This is a genomic window from Halomonas sp. QHL1, assembly GCF_001882345.1.
GTDB lineage: Bacteria > Pseudomonadota > Gammaproteobacteria > Pseudomonadales > Halomonadaceae > Vreelandella.
This window is the reverse complement of sequence record NZ_MINL01000001.1, coordinates 718113-735506: the sequence shown is the minus strand read 5'-3', so window position 1 is coordinate 735506 and position 17394 is coordinate 718113. Positions and strand designations below refer to the sequence as shown.

The following is a 17394-nucleotide window of genomic DNA, read 5'->3' as shown; positions in this document are numbered from 1 at the left end:
TGAGTGTGTCGCGGGCGTCCCGACCCTGACTGCTGCGGCTATGCCGCGGCGCCCTTGTCTGTGGGAGTAACGCTCTTAGCGGTAGCGCTGGAATCGCTTGCTTTACCGGCATCTGCAGAGGCAGTTTTGCCATCAGCAACCAGGTTCTTTTTGCTACCCGTTTTGAAATCGGTTTCGTACCAACCGCCGCCGGCCAAACGGAAACCCGCTGCCGAGACAAGCCGTTCCAAACCATCGCTTTGGCATGCAGGGCAATCCTTAAGGGGATCGGCGCTAATTTTCTGCAATTTTTCCATGCGATGGCCGCAGGCCTTGCACTCATATTCGTAGATGGGCATCTTGATGACTCCTAATAAGCTCAACCCTGACAAGCATGGTTCTGGCAAACATAGTTCTAAAAGGCTTAGCTCTGGCAGACCCAGTTCTAAAAGACTCAGTTCTGAAAAGAGAGAACAATGGCGAACACAAACGCTGCCAGGCTGCAATATGTGGCCAGTCGGGGTAAATTCCAAGGCTGCGGTTGATAAAGCGCCGCCATTATACCCTTTTGTGCCCCCTAGCGAGCAAGGTTATACAGCCCCCTGCAGTTAATGGAGAGAAGAAAATGCCCCATGCGGTGATACTGGATGCGCAAAGCCTCGGTCCCGAGATCAATTTGGCCGCCATTGAAGAGACGGTTTCAAACCTTGAGGTGTTTGAGCAGAGCACGACTCAACAAGCGCGGGAACGCCTTGCTAACGCCGATATAGCGATTGTGAACAAGGTAGTGCTGGACGCCGAGACGCTTCAGCAGTTGCCTAAACTGCGACTGATATGCGTGTTGGCGACAGGCCTCAATAATATCGATCTTGAGAGTGCAAAAGAACACAATATCGAAGTTAAAAACGTCGCGGCTTATGGCACCGCCAGCGTTTCTCAACACACTTTAATGCTCATCCTCGCGTTAGCCAATCGCCTCCCCCGCTACCAGCGCGATGTCGCCGCCGGCGAATGGCAGCGTAGCTCGTTCTTTTGCTTGCAGGATTACCCAACGCTCCAGCTGTCAGGCAAACAGCTAGTGATGGTTGGTCAAGGTGAATTAGGTACTGAAGTAGCACGCCTGGCGGAAGCCTTTGGCATGCAGGTCACCTTTGCCGCCCGCCCGGGTAATGAGGCGAATGATAAGCGCCCTGCCCTGGACGACCTGCTACCGGATGCCGATGTTATCAGTCTGCACTGCCCGTTGAGCGAGGCCACCAAACACTTGATTAACCGGGAACGCTTAGCGCGCGCCAAGAACTCGCTGCTATTGATCAACTGCGCCCGTGGCGGGGTTATCGATGAAGTGGCCGCGCTGGAGGCGCTGCGTAGCGGCAAGCTGGGTGGATTAGGTGTCGATGTACTGCCCGCTGAACCGCCCAGAGATGGCCATCCGCTGCTGGATGCCCTTAGCGAGCCGCTCAACTTAATCGTCACGCCTCACAACGCCTGGATCACACCGGAAGCGCGCCAGAATATTGTCAGCCTAACGGCCAACAATATTCTTGAATGGAAAAGCGCTAAATAGAAACTTGCCGACTAGCCAGAGTTTCTTAAAAGGTCTTACTGGGTGGCAAAGTGGCTCGGGGCGCGACAATTATCTAGCACCTCGAGCTCCACATGGGTAACCTGCGCCCCTTCTGAGCCCTGCCATAGCCATTCGCTCAGCAGCTTGACTGCGTCAGAGTGACCACACATCAACACTTCAACGCGGCCATCAGGCAAGTTTTTGGCGTAGCCGGTGAGGCTAAGCTGAAGGGCTTTCTCTAGAGTAGCACGGCGATACCAGACGCCCTGCACCTTGCCGGTCACCAAAGCACGTACACAGCAATCGCTCATCATTACCTCCTTACCTTGCTGGCCTTACCGAAGTGTTAAACAAACTCGCGTTTGACAATCACTGCACTGTTGCGCGGAATCAGAGGACGGCCACGGCGTAGCAGTAGTGAGCGGGTGAACGCTGCCCCAAACAGCAGTATTAGTGAACTGTAGTAGACCCATAGCAAAATCATTACCACCGACCCGGCAGCGCCATAGGTGGATGCTGTTGCGGTATACGCCAAGTAAATAGCAATCACGCTACGGCCTATGGTAAACAGCACGGCGGTTACGACAGCACCAATAAACACATCTTGCCAACGCAAAACAACGTCGGGAAGTACTTTAAAAATGGTGGCAAATAGTAAGGTGACGACGCCCAGCGAGACCAGCGACTCAACGGACGTGGTTAATAAGCTGGCATAAGGCACTAAATTATCGGCGGCCTGAAGCATACCGCGCAAAACAACGCCTAACACCAGCGATACCATCAGTATAAATCCGATGGAGAGCACCACCGTTAACGAGAGCAATCGACTTTTAATAAAGCGCAAAGCGCTATTAGAGGTGGGCTTTGCTGTTACGCCCCAAATGGTATTGAGCGAAAACTGCATCTGTGCAAAGACTGTCGTCGCCCCAATCACCAGCGCTCCCACGCCTAAAAGTGTTGGCAAGATACCGGACTCTTCTATTCTCGACTGGGCAACAGCCTGTTCAATAGCCACTGCTGCATCCATTCCCAATGTGCCTTGTAGCTGAGCGACTATTTGGCCATGGGCAGCCTCTTCACCCAATACAACACCGATTACCGTGACAGCGATAATAATCGTGGGCGCCAAGGAGAAAAGTGTATAGAACGCTAGTGAGCCCGCGTAGCTAAAGGCATTCCGCTCCAACCAAAGTGACGTGGCGTCTTGTACTACTCTCCACCAAAAGATAGCCGCGCTTTTAATCATAGTCACTCCCTGTGCTGGGTATCGATTTTAAGTATCCGGACGTTTTATAAGCGTTATCAATATCCTATTTTTCTAGCATACCTAACCACAGCGTTTAGCGCAGTTTTCTGGTACGTTGCATCTCTGATATCACCAAACGAAAAAGGAAGCTTGGATGGCTACTGAAACTTCGCGCTCCGCGACCGCCTGCGACTTCGACTGTTTGGTGTTTATCGGCCGTTTCCAGCCGCCGCACCTGGGGCATCTAGCGATTATACGTGAGGCGCTCAAACGTGCGCGTCAGGTCATTGTGTTGGTCGGCTCTTCCTGGCAGGCGCGCTCACTGCGCAACCCCTGGCGGTTCGATGAGCGTCAAGCCATGCTTCGCGCGGGATTTGACGACGCCGATAATCAACGCTTAGAAATCACTCCCCTACTCGACGCCCTCTATAACGACGATGTTTGGGTGCGCGATGTGCAGCGCAAAGTCCGCGATTTGGCAGCACCTGCCAATGCCCGTCTACCCCGTATTGGCTTGATTGGAGCCAGCCGTGGCCAGTCCAGCTACTACCTTTCACTATTTCCTCAATGGGAGTCGGTCAGCGTGCCACCAGTGGAGGGAATTTCAGCCAGTCAAATACGCGAGCGTCTGTTTCGCTCCCCCAGCTCAACGGATGATTATCTAAGCACCGGCGCCTACCACGATTTACCGCCGGGCGTGGTGGAGAGCGTCAAACACTTTTGCAATGAACGCGCCTACCAGCGATTGTTGGAAGAACAGCAGCTATTGGATCAGTACCGTCAGGCCTGGGCTCACGCGCCCTACCCGCCTATTTTTGTTACGGTCAACGCGGTGGTCGTGCAGTCGGGGCATGTGCTGCTGGTGCGGCGCACGGCAGCACCGGGGAAAGGGCTTTATGCCCTGCCTGGGGGGTTTATTAACCCCCACGAGCGTCTGTTGGATGCTTGCTTGCGGGAACTTCGCGAGCGCATACGCTTAAAAGTTCCCGAACCCGTACTCAAAGGCTCACTGCGTGGCCAACGCCTGTTTGATGAGCCCCACCGCAGCTGGCGTGGGCGTACCCTGGCGGAAGCTTTCTATTTTGCGCTACGCCCTGATCAGCAGTTGCCACGCCTAAAGCCCGTTAAAGGCGGTGATCATGCACGCTGGGTAGCGCTTGCCGATCTTGAGCCCGACAGCCTATTTGAAGATCACTTCTTTATTATCCAGAACTTCTTAGGGCTACCCGCCGATTTTGGCAGTAGCTAAACGCTCACTGACAAGCGTTATGCTTGCAGGAAATCCCGCGGCAGCTTCATCATCTGCCGCCACAAACGCTCTACGCCGGGCTTATGCACCATCGAGCAGCGGTATAAGCGGATTTCCAAAGGGATATCCCAGCTCGGGTCACCTGCCCTCACCAAACGGCCACTTTTCAGCTCTTCACGAATACAAAAGTCGGGTATCCAAGCTACGCCAACGCCCTGGAGCACCATTCCCTTTAGACCTTCGGCCATGGCCGTTTCATATACCGTACGCAGCTTCATACGCAGCGGGTCATTCTTCAGCAGCATGCGCACGCTGCGCCCTAAAAAGGCCCCCTGGGTGTAAGACAGATAGGGAATGGAAGTGTCGTGCTGAAGTGAAAACTTTGTTTTCCCATTCTCGCCGGGCAACGAAACGGGCAGCATATTGACCTTTCCAATAGAAAATGAGGGAAATACCTCGGCGTCCAGCTGCATCGTCGCAAAGGGATCGTAGTAGGCGAGCATTAAATCGCAGTTGCCCTCCCGCAGCACATGAATCGCTTCCCCCACATTCATGGCCACCAAGCGAGTCGGCAACTCGCCCAAGCCCTGCTGCAGACGAGAGATCCAAGGCGGATAAAAGCTCAATGCCAGGGAGTGTGCCGCAACAATATCCAGCGCTTCATTGGCGATAGAGAGGCCGCGCAAATGGCTTAGCGATTCGTTTAACTGTTCGACCAGATTGCGCGCAGTGACCAAAAACAGCTGCCCTTCTGGCGTTAACCCCACGGGGGTGGTTGAACGATCCACCAAGGTAACATCAACGGCCTGCTCTAATGCTCGGATACGACGACTAAATGCCGGTTGGGTTACGTGTCTCTGGCGTGCTGACGCAGAGAAGCTACGCGTATTGGCAAGCGCTACAAAATCTTCCAGCCATTTTGTTTCAAGATTCACCCCATGACTCCTTGTCTCACCCTGCGTTTGAGCATCTCGGTTTTCCTTTTAGGCTGACGTATCTATTGAACCGGGGCCATTAAATAGGCCGCCCGCGAAATAACTTTCATCCACACTGGGCGCTGACTAATCTCATCAATGGTGACACGACGGCATTGTGCAAAGTCTTGTTCAAGCATCGCCTCGACGCTGGTAGCAAAATCGCGGCTAGGAATAAACGCAGTAATCTCAAAATTTAACCGGAACGAGCGGTTATCTAAATTAACAGTGCCAACTGTGGCTGCGTCGTTGTCCACCAGCATAACCTTTTGATGTAAAAACCCAGGAAGATAACGGTATATTTTAACGCCCGCTCTTAACATATCGGGTAAAAATGAGAACGCAGAGAGGAAAACCAACAAGTGGTCGGGACGCTCCGGAATCATGATCCGAACATCGACGCCGCGCATCGCCGCTAGCCGCAACGCGTCCTGAACTCCCTGGTCGGGAACGAAATAAGGGCTGGTCACCCACAGCCGCTGTTTGGCGCTATGAATGACCTGCTGGACGAGCAGGCTGGCAGTATCCTGACGATCAGCGGGCCCAGAGGGCACGATCACCACATGGTGGTCGATGGCAGAGGAAGACGTGTCGGCCATCCAGTTCAGGCTAATCACTTCATCCCTCGCCCAGTGCCAATCCTCCCAAAAAGCCTCCTGCAAACCCAACACGCTGGGCCCCTCAAGCTTGAGATGGGTGTCCCGCCAAGCCCCATGTCGAGGATTCTCACCGAGGTATTCGACCCCGACATTAAAGCCCCCTATCCAGCCCTTCTTGCCATCTATCACCGTTACTTTGCGATGGTTGCGGAAGTTAAGCTGAAAACGGTGTTTAAAGCCACGCGATGAGCGAAAGGCACTCACGGCCACACCATCGCTAATTAAATCATTGAGGTAGCTATCGGCTAACTTGCGGCTGCCCACTTCATCGTAAAGAAAATATACCCGTACGCCGCGCTGAGCAGCATGCTGTAAATGGTGTTTCAAACGTTGTCCAAGGGCGTCGTTTCGAACAATGAAAAACTGCACCAAGACATACTGTTCCGCACGTTCAATGCCATCAAACAGGCTTTCAAACGTTGCTGGCCCGTCAATAAGCAGTGTCGCTTGATTACCATGAGTTAGCGGCATCATGGCAAGCTGTTCGACTGCTTGAATATCCGCATTGCTAGAAGGTGCGACGTAGGGCTGCACATTAGCCCGATAGCGCACTAGAACCCGGCGTAGCACGGTGTCCCGCTGGCCTCGTGCAGACACATAGCCATAAAACCGCGGCCGCCCAAAAAACCAGTAAGCGGGAAGCGCCACATAGGGAAATGTCAGGAGCGATATGATCCATGCCACGGCCCCCTGGGAGGTGCGGCTAGACATCAGCGCCATAATGGCTGAAACGATGCCCATCAGGTGTATCAGTAAGATGCTGGTCCCTAGCAACCAGGAGGTCATAACCACTTCCTTATCAAGCCCTTACAAAGCACAAGGCCTCGCCGTCAGCGAGGCCCTTATGCGTTTAAAAAGCTAAATGTTTAAAAACTTATGCATTAAAAGCCTAATCAACCTTACCACCACATTACGCCGACTGGGCAATAATCTCTTTCCACTTCGCAGGCCCGGTTTGATGTACCGATATGCCCAGGCTATCAACGGCTACGGTCACCGGCATATCTTCAACTTCGAATTCGTAGATCGCCTCCATGCCTAGGTCCTCGAAGCCCACTACCCGCGATTTTTTAATCGCTTGGGCGACCAGGTAAGCCGACCCACCGACCGCCATTAAGTACACCGCTTCGTTGTCACGGATAGCATCAATGGCTACTTGGCCACGCTCTGCTTTACCGACCATACCCAACAAGCCAGTCTCTTCAAGCATGGTGCGGGTGAATTTATCCATTCGCGTAGCGGTGGTTGGACCAGCGGGGCCCACGACTTCGTCACCAATGGGATCAACCGGACCGACGTAGTAGATAAAGCGACCTTTCATATCCACCGGCAGCGGCTCGCCTTTGGCCAGCATATCGACCATGCGCTTATGAGCAGCGTCACGGCCCGTGAGCAGCTTACCGTTCAACAGCAGCGTATCCCCGGGCTGCCAGGTTTTGACTTCAGCGGGCGTCACTGTATCAAGGTTGACACGTTTGACGTTCTCGCCCGCCTCGCGAGTGATTTCCGGCCAATCTTCAAGCTTCGGCGCTTCAAGTACCGCGGGGCCAGAACCGTCCAGAGTAAAGTGGGCATGACGGGTCGCCGCGCAGTTGGGAATAATCGCTACCGGCTTGTTGGCCGCATGGGTTGGGTAGTCTTTGACTTTAATATCCAGCACGGTGGTTAAGCCGCCTAACCCCTGGGCACCGATACCGCTCTTGTTGACCTTATCAAACAGCTCTAAACGCAGCTCTTCGGCACGATTGCTGGGGCCACGGGCCTGTAGATCTTGGATATCGATAGGATCGAGTAGCGCCTCTTTGGCAATCATCATGGCCTTTTCAGCGGTGCCGCCGATGCCAATCCCCAGCATCCCGGGTGGACACCAGCCAGCGCCCATCTTCGGAAGCTGCTCCATCACCCAATCAACCACGCTGTCGGAGGGATTCAGCATGGCGAACTTGGATTTTGCTTCGCTACCACCGCCCTTCGCCGCTACGTGAATATCGACCGTATCACCGGGCACAATCGAGTGGTGAATAATCGCCGGGGTGTTGTCTTTGGTGTTGGCGCGTTTACCGTCTGGATCTGCCAGTACCGAGGCGCGCAGGATATTATCGGGGAGCAAGTAAGCGCGACGAACCCCTTCATTGATCATGTCGTCCAAACTCATGTCCGCTTCCCAGGTAACGTTCATGCCCACGTGAACGAACACGGTGACGATGCCGGTATCCTGACAGATTGGACGGTGCCCAGTGGCGCACATGCGCGAGTTAATCAAAATCTGAGCGATGGCGTCTTTGGCGGCGGGGTTCTCTTCGCGCTCATAGGCGGCGGCCATGGCGTCGATGAAATCTTTGGGATGGTAGTAAGAGATGTACTGCAGAGCATCGGCAACGCTTTGAATAACGTCGTCCTGGCGAATCACGGTCATGGACTAATAGCTCCTAGGTTATCGTCTAGTCTGCGGCTTTCTTCCGCGCCCGCGGAGGTGCCGTCTTAGCGTGACCCTAGTATACCGTATTGGCCCTTACGCAGCAGCAATCCCTGGCGGCTATCTGAACACTATGGCTAGGGCTTTAGTCGATGGATACTATTAAACAAGATAACGGTATAAAAATTGATAGCGTATGCCATCAGCGCGCTAAAGGCCTGCTCATGCCGACTGACAGTTTGGGCATAGATAGAGTCTTCGCGACCCAATCATTTTGCGCTCGATCACCTTTCCACAGCGGTGGCACTCTAGCCCTGCCCGCTCGAAAACCGCAAAACGCCACTGTCTGCGCGGCTCACCCGCTGCTTTGGCCTGCGCAATCCAGGCCTCACGATTGGTAACGCCTGCGGTTTGGTAGGCTTGGCGGGTAACGTCAATGATGCATTCAGCCAGGGTTTGCTGCTGTTCTGGGGTTAAATCCACCGGTCGAGCGCTGGGTGGAAGCTGTGAGCAGAACAGAATTTCAGAGCGCAAATAGTTGCCCAGCCCGGCGACTAACCCCTGATCGAGCAGCAGCGCCCCCAGGCTGCGTTTATGAAACTGCTTTAAATTCAGCCGCTGCTGCACATCGGAGGGAGCCACATCTTGACTCAACAAATCAGGACCCAAGCGGGCTAAGAAAGGGTGTTCGGTGAGATTTTCTGCGTGCCAGAGGGAAATATCGGAGGCGCTATAGAGACTGGCGCAGCGCCCTTCTGCGCTTAATCGAACGCGCAGCGTACGCTTGGTGCTGGGAGGCTTATCCTCGCTATGCAGCTTCCAAACACCATAGAGCTGATTGTGGGAGTAAAGCACGCGCTGATCGGCAAACCGGATCAGCATTGCTTTGCCCCAGGTATCTACTCGGGTAACCCGAACACCCATAAATGATGCTGCCTGCTCGGCAAGTTCTGGGAAGGCGAACCAGGCATCGTCGATCGCCCGTCCGCCTATCTGCTGCTCAATACGATCCGCCGCGCGGCGAATTTCTGGGCCTTCCGGCATACCGCTAGCCCAGCGCCAGCTGTTTGTCTTTCATTTGATGTAGCTGGTCGCGAAGCCGCGCCGCCTCTTCGAACTCCAGATTTTGCGCTGCCTCAAACATGGCGTCTTCGAGCTTGCTGATGGCACCCAGCAGGTCTTGCTTGCTCATCGTGGTGACATCATACTCGGCGGCGCTTTCCGCCACCTTGCGCTCATTGCCACGACGGCGACTGCTCTTCTTGCCTGGTGCCTGGGCGGCTTCAAGGATATCGGCCACTGAGCGGGTAACCGTTGTTGGCGTAATACCGTGTTCTAGGTTGTGCTCGGTCTGCTTGGCGCGGCGACGCTCGGTTTCATCGATCGCCTTGCGCATAGAGTCAGTAATCCGATCACCGTAAAGAATCGCCTTACCATGGGCGTTACGGGCAGCGCGGCCTATGGTCTGTATCAGCGATCGTTCTGCACGCAGAAAGCCCTCTTTATCGGCGTCGAGAATTGCCACCAGCGACACTTCAGGAATATCCAGGCCTTCGCGCAGTAGATTGATGCCCACCAACACATCAAACTTGCCTAGGCGTAAATCACGAATAATCTCAACCCGCTCGACGGTGTCGATATCCGAGTGTAAGTAGCGCACCCGAATGCCATGCTCGTCAAAATACTCGGTCAGGTCTTCCGCCATACGCTTGGTTAGCGTGGTCACCAGCACCCGCTCGCCTACCGCGGTGCGCAGGCCAATTTCCGAAAGCAGATCGTCTACCTGGGTACTGGCCGGGCGCACTTCGATTTCAGGATCCAGCAGCCCAGTGGGACGCACCACCTGTTCAACGGTCTGGCTGGCGTGTTCACCCTCATAGCGACCCGGGGTGGCAGAAACAAAGATGGTTTGTGGGGAAATAGCCTCCCACTCTTCAAATTTCATGGGCCGGTTATCCAACGCCGAGGGCAGCCGGAAGCCATACTCGACCAGGGTCTCTTTGCGCGAGCGGTCGCCTTTGTACATCCCGCCTACCTGGGGCACGCTGACGTGGGACTCATCGATAAACAGCAGTGCGTCATCGGGCAGGTAATCAAAGAATGTCGGTGGCGGCTCGCCTGGGGCACGGCCAGAGAGGTAGCGGGAGTAGTTTTCAATCCCGTTGCAGTAACCCAGCTCCAGCATCATCTCAATATCGTAAAGGGTACGCTGCTCAAGACGCTGCGCCTCTACCAGTCGTTCATGCTTACGCATCCACACCAGGCGCTCTTTGAGCTCCTCTTTAATGGCATCGATGGCGCCCAGGATGGTTTCCCGCGGGGTGACGTAGTGGGATTTAGGGTAGATGGTCATCCGTGGCACCTCGCCGCGGACAGCACCGGTGAGCGGATCAAACAGTCGGATAGTGTCGATTTCGCTGTCAAACAGCTCCACCCGAACCGCCTCCTCGTCAGAGTCGGCAGGGAAGATATCGATCACATCACCGCGCACCCGGTAAGTACCGCGACGGAAATCCATATCATTGCGGGTGTACTGAAGTTCGGCCAAACGGCGTAGGAAAGCGCGCTGATCGATGAGTTCGCCGCGGGTAAAGTGCAGGCGCATCTTTAAATATTGATCAGGGTCACCCAAGCCGTAAATTGCCGACACCGATACCACAATCAGCGCATCGCGGCGTTCTAACAGTGCTTTGGTGGCCGAAAGCCGCATCTGCTCGATATGGTCGTTTATCGAGGCATCTTTCTCGATAAAGGTATCCGATGAAGGCACATAGGCTTCCGGCTGGTAGTAGTCGTAGTAGGAGACGAAATACTCTACGGCGTTATCCGGGAAAAACGCCTTGAACTCACCATACAACTGGGCAGCCAGGGTCTTGTTTGGCGCCATCACAATGGTGGGGCGCTGCTGCTGTTCCACCACATTGGCCATGGTGAAGGTTTTACCCGACCCGGTTACACCAAGCAGCGTTTGGTGGGCAAGCCCAGATTCCAGGCCACTAATCAGCCCCTTGATGGCAGCAGGCTGGTCGCCAGCGGGCTGAAATTTTGACTGCAATCGAAAGGCTTTGCTCATCGGTGCTCCTAAACAAGAGAATTTAAACTAAACGGGTGGCGATCTCGACCGTGGACTGGGTCATCAACCGCTGAATGGGGCAGCGGTGGCTAATATCTTCCAGCCTAGCGCGCTGCTCGGGGTCATCAATACCGTGTAGCGTTAATGCTACGTCTAGCTTGTAGATGCCCTTTTTTTCCTGGCTATCGTCCCGCTGCACGGTGACGGTAATGCCCTCAAGCGGCCACTCTTTACGCTTGGCGTACATCTGCACGGTAATCGCTTTGCAGGTACCCAGAGCGATATCGAAATAGTCGTGGGGATCAGGGGCGCTGCCCTCGCCACCTACTATCGGTGGCACATCGGCGTATAGATCTTCCAAGCCATTGACTTCAACTCGCTGCCTAAAGACATGGTTGCGTTCGCTGATCACGGTAATGGGAGGGTGCATTAGGATACCTTTACGCCTAGCTTGAGTTTTTCAATGGCATTAATCAGGGTCTCACGTTTTGCCCGACCATCCACATCGGCGCCATGGCGCCCCACTTCGGCACTATCAACGCCATCAAGCATCATGAGCGCCGTGGTGATTTTGTTCACCTGATCGACCGATTTAACACCCTGAAATGTTAACGACTGCTGCGCCATAGCGTTTTCCTACCTGTTGACCTGTGCAAAACTGATACAAGAGAAAGAGTCTAGCACGCTAATGGTGCCTTGCAATCAGTGCCGACTGCCCACACTTAATAGCCCTAAAGGCACTTTTATTTTTTCGTACTGAATGCATCACTATTGAACGCTTTCCCACTTTTGCAGGAGTTTTTATGGCGACCGTTACCGCTAGCACCCCCGCCCTTGGCAGCGTCCGCCTTAACCACTTAGCCGCGCTGGATGTGAAGGGGGCGGATGCAGAAAAGTTCCTACAGGGCCAGACCAGCGCCCAGGTCAGCCTGGCCGACGGATACTTTGCGCCGCTCACCTGTTTTTGTACGCCTAAGGGCCGCATGCTTGCCAACGCCCAATTGATGCGCTTGGGCGAAGAGCATTATCGTCTGCTGCTCAGCAACACCTTATTAGATAGCCTAGCGAATCATCTTAAAAAATTCGCCGCTTTTTACCGCGCTGAACTAACCACTCAACGCGACCTGGTATTTATTGGTGCTAGCGATGAGGCCCAAGCGTTTGCGGATCAGCTGAGTATGGAGCTACCTGATAGAGTAGGCACCCACACCAATAACGACCAAGCCTGCGTACTCCGCTACCCAGGTGAGACACCCCGCTGGCTATTGTGTTTCGATAATGACACCACAGCCGATGTAGCGTCGCTTCAGGATGACCAAGCGGGCCGAAACGCTTGGCAGCTTGAGGATATTCGTAGCGGTTTAGCGTGGCTAACCGATACTCAGCAGGATCACTTCCTCCCCCAAATGCTGAACTGGGAAGCGCTGGGTGGCATTAGCTTTAAAAAGGGCTGTTACACCGGCCAGGAAGTCGTCGCCCGAGCGCACTTCCGTGGCCAGGTGAAAAAGCGCTTAATGCGTATCAGTATAGAGACTACAAGGCCGCCCGAGGTTGGCGCTAGCGTGGTTAATGGTGACGATAAGGCGGTAGGCGAAGTGGTGGTCAGCGCGTTTAATCATCAAGGCGGCGTCGAATTGCTGGCAGTCATGAGCACCAAAGTCGCCGAAGAAACCATGCCGCTCTATTTAGATGGGGCGCCAGCAACCCTTCTCCCATTACCCTATGCGATTGAGCGCGTTGACCCAGAACAGCTGGCGGTTACCCTTAACGGCTAGGCTTGCTCTAGGTTAGCGTTTCTAGTTTGAAGGCAAATTAAACAGTGTCGCGGCGGTATGTCTGCTCAGAGCCGCGACCTGCTCCGCTGTTTGCCCGCGCAGTGTGGCCACAACGCTGCATACCTCGGCAACTCGGCGCGGCTCATTACGTTTGCCCTGATAACCGCTAAGCGGCATGTCGGGGCTATCGGTTTCCAGCACAAAAGCATCATCAGGCAGTGCCTGAACGGTTCGCCGCAACCGCTTGGCGCGCTCATAGGTGACTGCGCCGCCCAACCCCAGCTTGAACCCCAGGTCGAGAAACTTGGTCGCTTGCTCAATGGAGCCTGAGAAGGCGTGAATTAGCCCTGCCTTGGGTAGCGCGAGCTGGCGAAGGCGCTTAGCGACCTTATCGTTGGCGCGGACACAGTGCACCACTACAGGCAGCGAATGCTGTTTCGCTAGCTTTAACTGGGCATCAAAGTAGTGCCACTGCGCTTCAAGCGTGTCGGTAAAGCGGCCATCGATCCCGCACTCCCCCACAGCTACCACCTCTGGGTGCTCAGCGAGCAAACGATCAAGCGCGGTAATATCCGACGTTTGATGCTCATTGATAAAGTAAGGATGTAGGCCAAGACATACTGACGTATCCACCCGCTCGCCCAGCGCTAGCACCTGCTGCCAGCGCGAACGGGTCGTACCCGGTACCACAAAGTGCGCCACACCCACTGCCCTAGCAGCTTCATAAACCTCAGCCCGATCATCATCGAACTGGGTAAAATCGAGATGGCAGTGGGCATCGATCAGCATTTGCATGCCTAGATAGTTAAAACTTAGTGTTCGCGGGTAGGCTGGAAGCGAATATCCGGCCAGCGCTCCTGGGTCATCTGCAGATTAACCCGGGTAGGCGCAATATAGGTGAGGTAACCGCCGCCATCAATCGCCAGGTTAGCGCTAGCTTTACGCTTAAACTCTTCGAGCTTTTTGGCATCTTCACAGTAGACCCAGCGAGCGGTCTGAACATTGACGCCTTCGTACAAGCAGTCGACTTTGTACTCCTCTTTCAAGCGATGGGCGACAACATCGAACTGCAGAGTACCTACCGCGCCAAGGATCAGATCGTTGTTGTCCATCGGCATAAAGACCTGGGTAGCACCCTCTTCGGAAAGCTGCTGCAAGCCTTTTTGTAATGCCTTCATCTTTAGCGGGTCTTTAAGCCGCACGCGCTTAAACAGCTCGGGAGCGAAGTGGGGTATGCCGGTAAAGCGCATATCCTCACCTACGGTAAAGGTATCGCCGATCTGAATCGTACCGTGATTGTGGAGACCGATAATGTCGCCAGGCCAAGCCTCTTCAACTTGAGAGCGATCAGAGGCCATAAAGGTCAACGCATCGGCAATTTTAACGTCCTTACCAATACGCACATGGCGCATCTTCATGTTCTTTTCGTATTTGCCTGAACAGACCCGCAAAAACGCAATGCGATCGCGGTGGTTGGGATCCATATTAGCCTGGATTTTAAACACGAAACCGGTGAAACGATCATCCTCGGAAGTGACTACCCGAGTATTAGTTTCGTGAGCCTGGGGCGGCGGTGCGTACTCAACAAAGCCATCCATCATCTCGCGCACCCCAAAGTTACCCATGGCGGTACCGAAATAGACCGGCGAAAGCTCACCACGGCGATAAGCATCCAGGTCAAACTCATGGGAAGCACCGCGCACCAGCTCCACTTCCATGCGTAGCTCTTCGGCCTGATCTTCTCCCAGAACGGCATCCACTTCGGGGCTATCCAGGCCTTCAATGCGCTTATCATCGGGGATCCGGCTGCCCTGCCCCTGGGTGTAAAGATGAATCACGTCGTTATAGAGGTGATAAACGCCCTTAAAGTGGCGACCCATGCCAATCGGCCAGGTCATCGGCGCACACTGAATATTCAGCACCGTTTCGACTTCATCCATCACTTCAATGGGGTCACGGATATCGCGATCCATTTTGTTGATAAAGGTGAGAATCGGCGTGGTACGCAGACGACACACTTCCATCAATTTAATGGTGCGATCCTCAACGCCTTTAGCGCCATCGATTACCATCAATGCAGAATCAACCGCTGTGAGTGTGCGGTAGGTATCTTCAGAGAAGTCTTCGTGACCAGGGGTATCCAGCAGGTTGACGATGCGGCCACCGTAGGGGAACTGCATCACCGAGGTCGTCACTGAGATACCCCGCTCCTGCTCCATTTTCATCCAGTCCGACGTTGCGTGGCGATCGTTACGCTTGCTCTTCACCGAGCCGGCCAACTGGATGGCGTTGCCAAACAACAGCATCTTTTCGGTAATCGTGGTTTTACCAGCATCGGGGTGCGAGATAATAGCGAATGTCCTGCGAAGCTCAGCTTCACGGGCTAATTGAGTCTCTTTCATTATGCCTCTTCAAATATTGTTACTCAGCGCAGCACCCAATCAGCAGCTCTCGATAACTAGCCGCCGCGCAATGAGCAATGTCCATTGGGGCAATTGTAACGCTTGGAGGCAGTTGTTGTCGCGGGTGGCGTGAAACGTGATGCTCTTGAGGACGTCCTTGAAAAGGACCAAAAAAAACGCTGACCAGGTCAGCGTTTTATCGTACTAAACGGCACAAGGCCGATGCTAGTCACTAAATACCGTGCTCTAGGCGTAGGTATTAACCTGCGTACCTACACTGCCTTCTTTGGCTAAATCTGGCTGAGAACCAGTATCCGCAGAGGCCATGATTTCAGTCACTTGTTGTGCCTGAGTATCTAGCGTTTCTTTAAACACCTGCATTTGAGCCTGTTCGGGAGTTTGCGCTTGGTTCATATAAAGCGACGCGCTCACTGAACTGCTGATGCCTACATCCATATATCCACCTCATGGTGTGTAAATGTGCTTATAAACTAGCAAAGCATTAGGTTACGCGCAAAAATATCGTTCCTATTAACGATGCTAGTATCTACTATTATCGGCTTAAATTGCCTAACCATTAATGTATATAGCGCTAGCTAGAATCTGTCAGCACGAAATGGCGCCATATCAATGGCCGTTGGCTGCCCTTCCATCATATCCGCCAGCAAATGACCGGTTGCTGGCCCTAAGGTAAAGCCCTGGTGACCATGACCAAAGGCAAGCCATAGGCCAGGATGCCGTGGCGCTGGTCCAATCACCGGCTTCATGTCCGGCAAGCAGGGCCGCGCGCCTTTCCAAGGGGCATCATCACGGCGCTCGCCCAAGGGGAACACGCTGCGCGCAACTTTCTCGGCGGCGCCTAATTGATTGACGTCAGCAGGTGCATCCAACCGGTCCAGCTCGGCGCCAGTCGTTAATCGAACCCCTGCGTTCATCGGCGCCAGCAGGTAGCCCACTTCTGCATCCATGACCCAGAAATTTAGCTTGGCTGGCGTTTGGGGCGCGTAGTGCATGTGGTAGCCACGTTTTACAAAGGTAGGGAAGTGATAGCCCAATTCTTTAAGCCAGCTGCCCGCCCAGGGTCCTAGAGCCACAACGACGTCATCTACTTCTAACGCTTCAGCAGCGGTATTGACCTGCCAGCGGTCACCCATTTGTTGAACCGACTTGATATCCGCCTGCAAAATACGCCCGCCATCATTGCTAAACGCTTGGGCGTAAGCCGCGACCAACCCACCTGGGTCAGCGACAGTCCAGGGGTCAAGCCAATGAATCGCACCGATAATGGCGTCACTCAGCGAAGGCTCTTTCTCCTCAAGCGCAGCCCTATCCAGCTGCTCAAACTGTACGCCATAAAGGCGACGCGCTTCTTCGGCCTCTTTTATCCGTGCGGCGAGTTTTTCAGGGGTGCGATATAGCTCAAGCCACCCTTGTCGGCGCACCAAGTGGTCGGCGCCTGCGGCATCAATCATCGGGCCGTGGGTTTTCAGCGAAAGCTGAATCAATGAGGCGTACTCCGGCACAATTTTCTGGTAAGCCTTGGGCGCAGAGTTCATCCAGTAGCGCAATAGCGGGGAGGCGGCGTTGACCATACCCGCGGGGCGATAGCGAATATCTACCCGACGGTTCGGTAAAACGCTAAGCAGCGTTTTAACGTCGCGGGGAAAAGGGTAAGGCCTTACCGCTTCGCGCTGAATGATACCCGCATTGCCAAACGAGGTTTCGCGGCCAGGTTGAAGGCGATCGACCAGGGTGACCTCATGCCCACGCTGACGCAGATGCCAAGCGATGCTGACACCCACCATGCCTGCTCCCAAAACTACCGTTTGACGTGCCATTTTGATGCACTCCCTTTTGCCGATTCAAAGCCACAATTGAACACCGATAACTATTTGAAAAATATCACCAATTCACTCGCATTTATATAGCTTAAAACGCTGTTTTAATTCCAAAAATCAGTAATTTATACTGTCATGCGCGTTAAAAAGGATGACTCCACTATTAACGGCATAACAATTGCTTAGCTTCTATTAGGAAACCTTAATAGCATTCGG

The 17394-nt window shown here is 54.0% G+C and carries 17 protein-coding genes; 3 read left to right on the top strand and 14 right to left on the bottom strand.

The genetic code is table 11. The features are described from left to right. Positions 1–38: 38 nt before the first annotated feature. Complete coding sequence (locus tag QHL1GM_RS03340) at positions 39–338, bottom strand: FmdB family zinc ribbon protein (protein WP_071693209.1); 300 nt, start codon at positions 336–338, stop codon at positions 39–41. A 266-nt stretch (positions 339–604) separates the two neighbouring features. Here QHL1GM_RS03340 and QHL1GM_RS03335 point away from each other — a divergent pair, with 266 nt between their 5' ends. Then, positions 605–1546, top strand: a complete 942-nt coding sequence (locus QHL1GM_RS03335; protein ID WP_071693208.1) for a D-2-hydroxyacid dehydrogenase — start codon at positions 605–607, stop codon at positions 1544–1546. Between the two features lie 35 nt (positions 1547–1581). On the opposite strand, the gene QHL1GM_RS03330 is transcribed toward QHL1GM_RS03335, so the two are convergent. After that, complete coding sequence (locus QHL1GM_RS03330; protein WP_071693207.1) at positions 1582–1857, bottom strand: acylphosphatase; 276 nt, start codon at positions 1855–1857, stop codon at positions 1582–1584. Positions 1858–1892: 35 nt separating this feature from the next. Continuing rightward, a complete protein-coding gene (locus tag QHL1GM_RS03325; RefSeq protein WP_071693206.1) occupies positions 1893–2792 on the bottom strand; it encodes a YihY/virulence factor BrkB family protein in 900 nt (299 codons plus the stop codon). Between the two features lie 154 nt (positions 2793–2946). Here QHL1GM_RS03325 and QHL1GM_RS03320 point away from each other — a divergent pair, with 154 nt between their 5' ends. Next, positions 2947–4041 (top strand): bifunctional nicotinamide-nucleotide adenylyltransferase/Nudix hydroxylase, encoded by a 1095-nt coding sequence (locus QHL1GM_RS03320; protein WP_071693205.1) that lies wholly within the window; start codon positions 2947–2949, stop codon positions 4039–4041. A 17-nt stretch (positions 4042–4058) separates the two neighbouring features. On the opposite strand, the gene QHL1GM_RS03315 is transcribed toward QHL1GM_RS03320, so the two are convergent. The 7 genes from QHL1GM_RS03315 to QHL1GM_RS03285 all read right to left on the bottom strand — a co-directional run bounded on the left by QHL1GM_RS03315 (position 4059) and on the right by QHL1GM_RS03285 (position 11790). Next, on the bottom strand, positions 4059–4976 hold the full coding sequence (locus tag QHL1GM_RS03315; protein WP_071693204.1) for a LysR substrate-binding domain-containing protein: 918 nt from the start codon (positions 4974–4976) through the stop codon (positions 4059–4061). 62 nt (positions 4977–5038) lie between these two features. Then, positions 5039–6460, bottom strand: a complete 1422-nt coding sequence (gene cls / locus QHL1GM_RS03310) for a cardiolipin synthase (protein WP_071693203.1) — start codon at positions 6458–6460, stop codon at positions 5039–5041. Positions 6461–6584: 124 nt separating this feature from the next. Continuing rightward, on the bottom strand, positions 6585–8090 hold the full coding sequence (locus QHL1GM_RS03305) for a fumarate hydratase (RefSeq protein WP_071693202.1): 1506 nt from the start codon (positions 8088–8090) through the stop codon (positions 6585–6587). Between the two features lie 222 nt (positions 8091–8312). After that, the gene (gene nei, locus QHL1GM_RS03300; RefSeq protein WP_071693201.1) at positions 8313–9134 is read right to left on the bottom strand and encodes an endonuclease VIII; all 822 of its coding nucleotides are present in this window, start codon (positions 9132–9134) and stop codon (positions 8313–8315) included. A 4-nt stretch (positions 9135–9138) separates the two neighbouring features. Beyond that, a complete protein-coding gene (uvrB, locus tag QHL1GM_RS03295; protein WP_071693200.1) occupies positions 9139–11163 on the bottom strand; it encodes an excinuclease ABC subunit UvrB in 2025 nt (674 codons plus the stop codon). Between the two features lie 22 nt (positions 11164–11185). Continuing rightward, positions 11186–11593: an OsmC family protein gene (locus tag QHL1GM_RS03290; RefSeq protein WP_071693199.1), complete on the bottom strand. Its 408-nt coding sequence runs from the start codon at positions 11591–11593 to the stop codon at positions 11186–11188. Next, complete coding sequence (locus QHL1GM_RS03285; protein ID WP_007114205.1) at positions 11593–11790, bottom strand: hypothetical protein; 198 nt, start codon at positions 11788–11790, stop codon at positions 11593–11595. The genes QHL1GM_RS03290 and QHL1GM_RS03285 overlap by 1 nt, the downstream gene beginning before the upstream one ends. 176 nt (positions 11791–11966) lie before the next feature. Between QHL1GM_RS03285 and QHL1GM_RS03280 the strand changes: the two genes are divergently transcribed. Next, complete coding sequence (locus QHL1GM_RS03280; protein ID WP_071693198.1) at positions 11967–12938, top strand: folate-binding protein YgfZ; 972 nt, start codon at positions 11967–11969, stop codon at positions 12936–12938. 21 nt (positions 12939–12959) lie between these two features. On the opposite strand, the gene QHL1GM_RS03275 is transcribed toward QHL1GM_RS03280, so the two are convergent. From QHL1GM_RS03275 to QHL1GM_RS03260, 4 genes are all read right to left on the bottom strand, one after another. After that, on the bottom strand, positions 12960–13727 hold the full coding sequence (locus QHL1GM_RS03275; RefSeq protein ID WP_071693197.1) for a TatD family hydrolase: 768 nt from the start codon (positions 13725–13727) through the stop codon (positions 12960–12962). 23 nt (positions 13728–13750) lie between these two features. Further along, positions 13751–15340, bottom strand: a complete 1590-nt coding sequence (locus QHL1GM_RS03270) for a peptide chain release factor 3 (RefSeq protein ID WP_071693196.1) — start codon at positions 15338–15340, stop codon at positions 13751–13753. Positions 15341–15586: 246 nt separating this feature from the next. Continuing rightward, a complete protein-coding gene (locus QHL1GM_RS03265) occupies positions 15587–15796 on the bottom strand; it encodes a putative motility protein (RefSeq protein WP_071693195.1) in 210 nt (69 codons plus the stop codon). 140 nt (positions 15797–15936) lie between these two features. Then, entirely contained in the window at positions 15937–17178 is a 1242-nt protein-coding gene (locus QHL1GM_RS03260; protein ID WP_071693194.1) for an FAD-binding oxidoreductase, read from the bottom strand. Positions 17179–17394: the final 216 nt, after the last annotated feature.

What these genes read in the sequence shown, in the direction of transcription:
- QHL1GM_RS03320 (WP_071693205.1), top strand. Translation starts at nt 2,947, where the DNA reads ATGGCTACTGAAACTTCGCGCTCCGCGACCGCCTGCGACTTCGACTGT.
- QHL1GM_RS03280 (WP_071693198.1), top strand. Translation starts at nt 11,967, where the DNA reads ATGGCGACCGTTACCGCTAGCACCCCCGCCCTTGGCAGCGTCCGCCTT.
- QHL1GM_RS03340 (WP_071693209.1), bottom strand. Translation starts at nt 338, where the DNA reads ATGCCCATCTACGAATATGAGTGCAAGGCCTGCGGCCATCGCATGGAA.
- QHL1GM_RS03290 (WP_071693199.1), bottom strand. Translation starts at nt 11,593, where the DNA reads ATGCACCCTCCCATTACCGTGATCAGCGAACGCAACCATGTCTTTAGG.
- QHL1GM_RS03325 (WP_071693206.1), bottom strand. Translation starts at nt 2,792, where the DNA reads ATGATTAAAAGCGCGGCTATCTTTTGGTGGAGAGTAGTACAAGACGCC.
- QHL1GM_RS03260 (WP_071693194.1), bottom strand. Translation starts at nt 17,178, where the DNA reads ATGGCACGTCAAACGGTAGTTTTGGGAGCAGGCATGGTGGGTGTCAGC.
- QHL1GM_RS03270 (WP_071693196.1), bottom strand. Translation starts at nt 15,340, where the DNA reads ATGAAAGAGACTCAATTAGCCCGTGAAGCTGAGCTTCGCAGGACATTC.
- QHL1GM_RS03305 (WP_071693202.1), bottom strand. Translation starts at nt 8,090, where the DNA reads ATGACCGTGATTCGCCAGGACGACGTTATTCAAAGCGTTGCCGATGCT.
- nei (WP_071693201.1), bottom strand. Translation starts at nt 9,134, where the DNA reads ATGCCGGAAGGCCCAGAAATTCGCCGCGCGGCGGATCGTATTGAGCAG.
- uvrB (WP_071693200.1), bottom strand. Translation starts at nt 11,163, where the DNA reads ATGAGCAAAGCCTTTCGATTGCAGTCAAAATTTCAGCCCGCTGGCGAC.
- QHL1GM_RS03275 (WP_071693197.1), bottom strand. Translation starts at nt 13,727, where the DNA reads ATGCTGATCGATGCCCACTGCCATCTCGATTTTACCCAGTTCGATGAT.
- QHL1GM_RS03330 (WP_071693207.1), bottom strand. Translation starts at nt 1,857, where the DNA reads ATGAGCGATTGCTGTGTACGTGCTTTGGTGACCGGCAAGGTGCAGGGC.
- cls (WP_071693203.1), bottom strand. Translation starts at nt 6,460, where the DNA reads ATGACCTCCTGGTTGCTAGGGACCAGCATCTTACTGATACACCTGATG.
- QHL1GM_RS03265 (WP_071693195.1), bottom strand. Translation starts at nt 15,796, where the DNA reads ATGGATGTAGGCATCAGCAGTTCAGTGAGCGCGTCGCTTTATATGAAC.
- QHL1GM_RS03335 (WP_071693208.1), top strand. Translation starts at nt 605, where the DNA reads ATGCCCCATGCGGTGATACTGGATGCGCAAAGCCTCGGTCCCGAGATC.
- QHL1GM_RS03285 (WP_007114205.1), bottom strand. Translation starts at nt 11,790, where the DNA reads ATGGCGCAGCAGTCGTTAACATTTCAGGGTGTTAAATCGGTCGATCAG.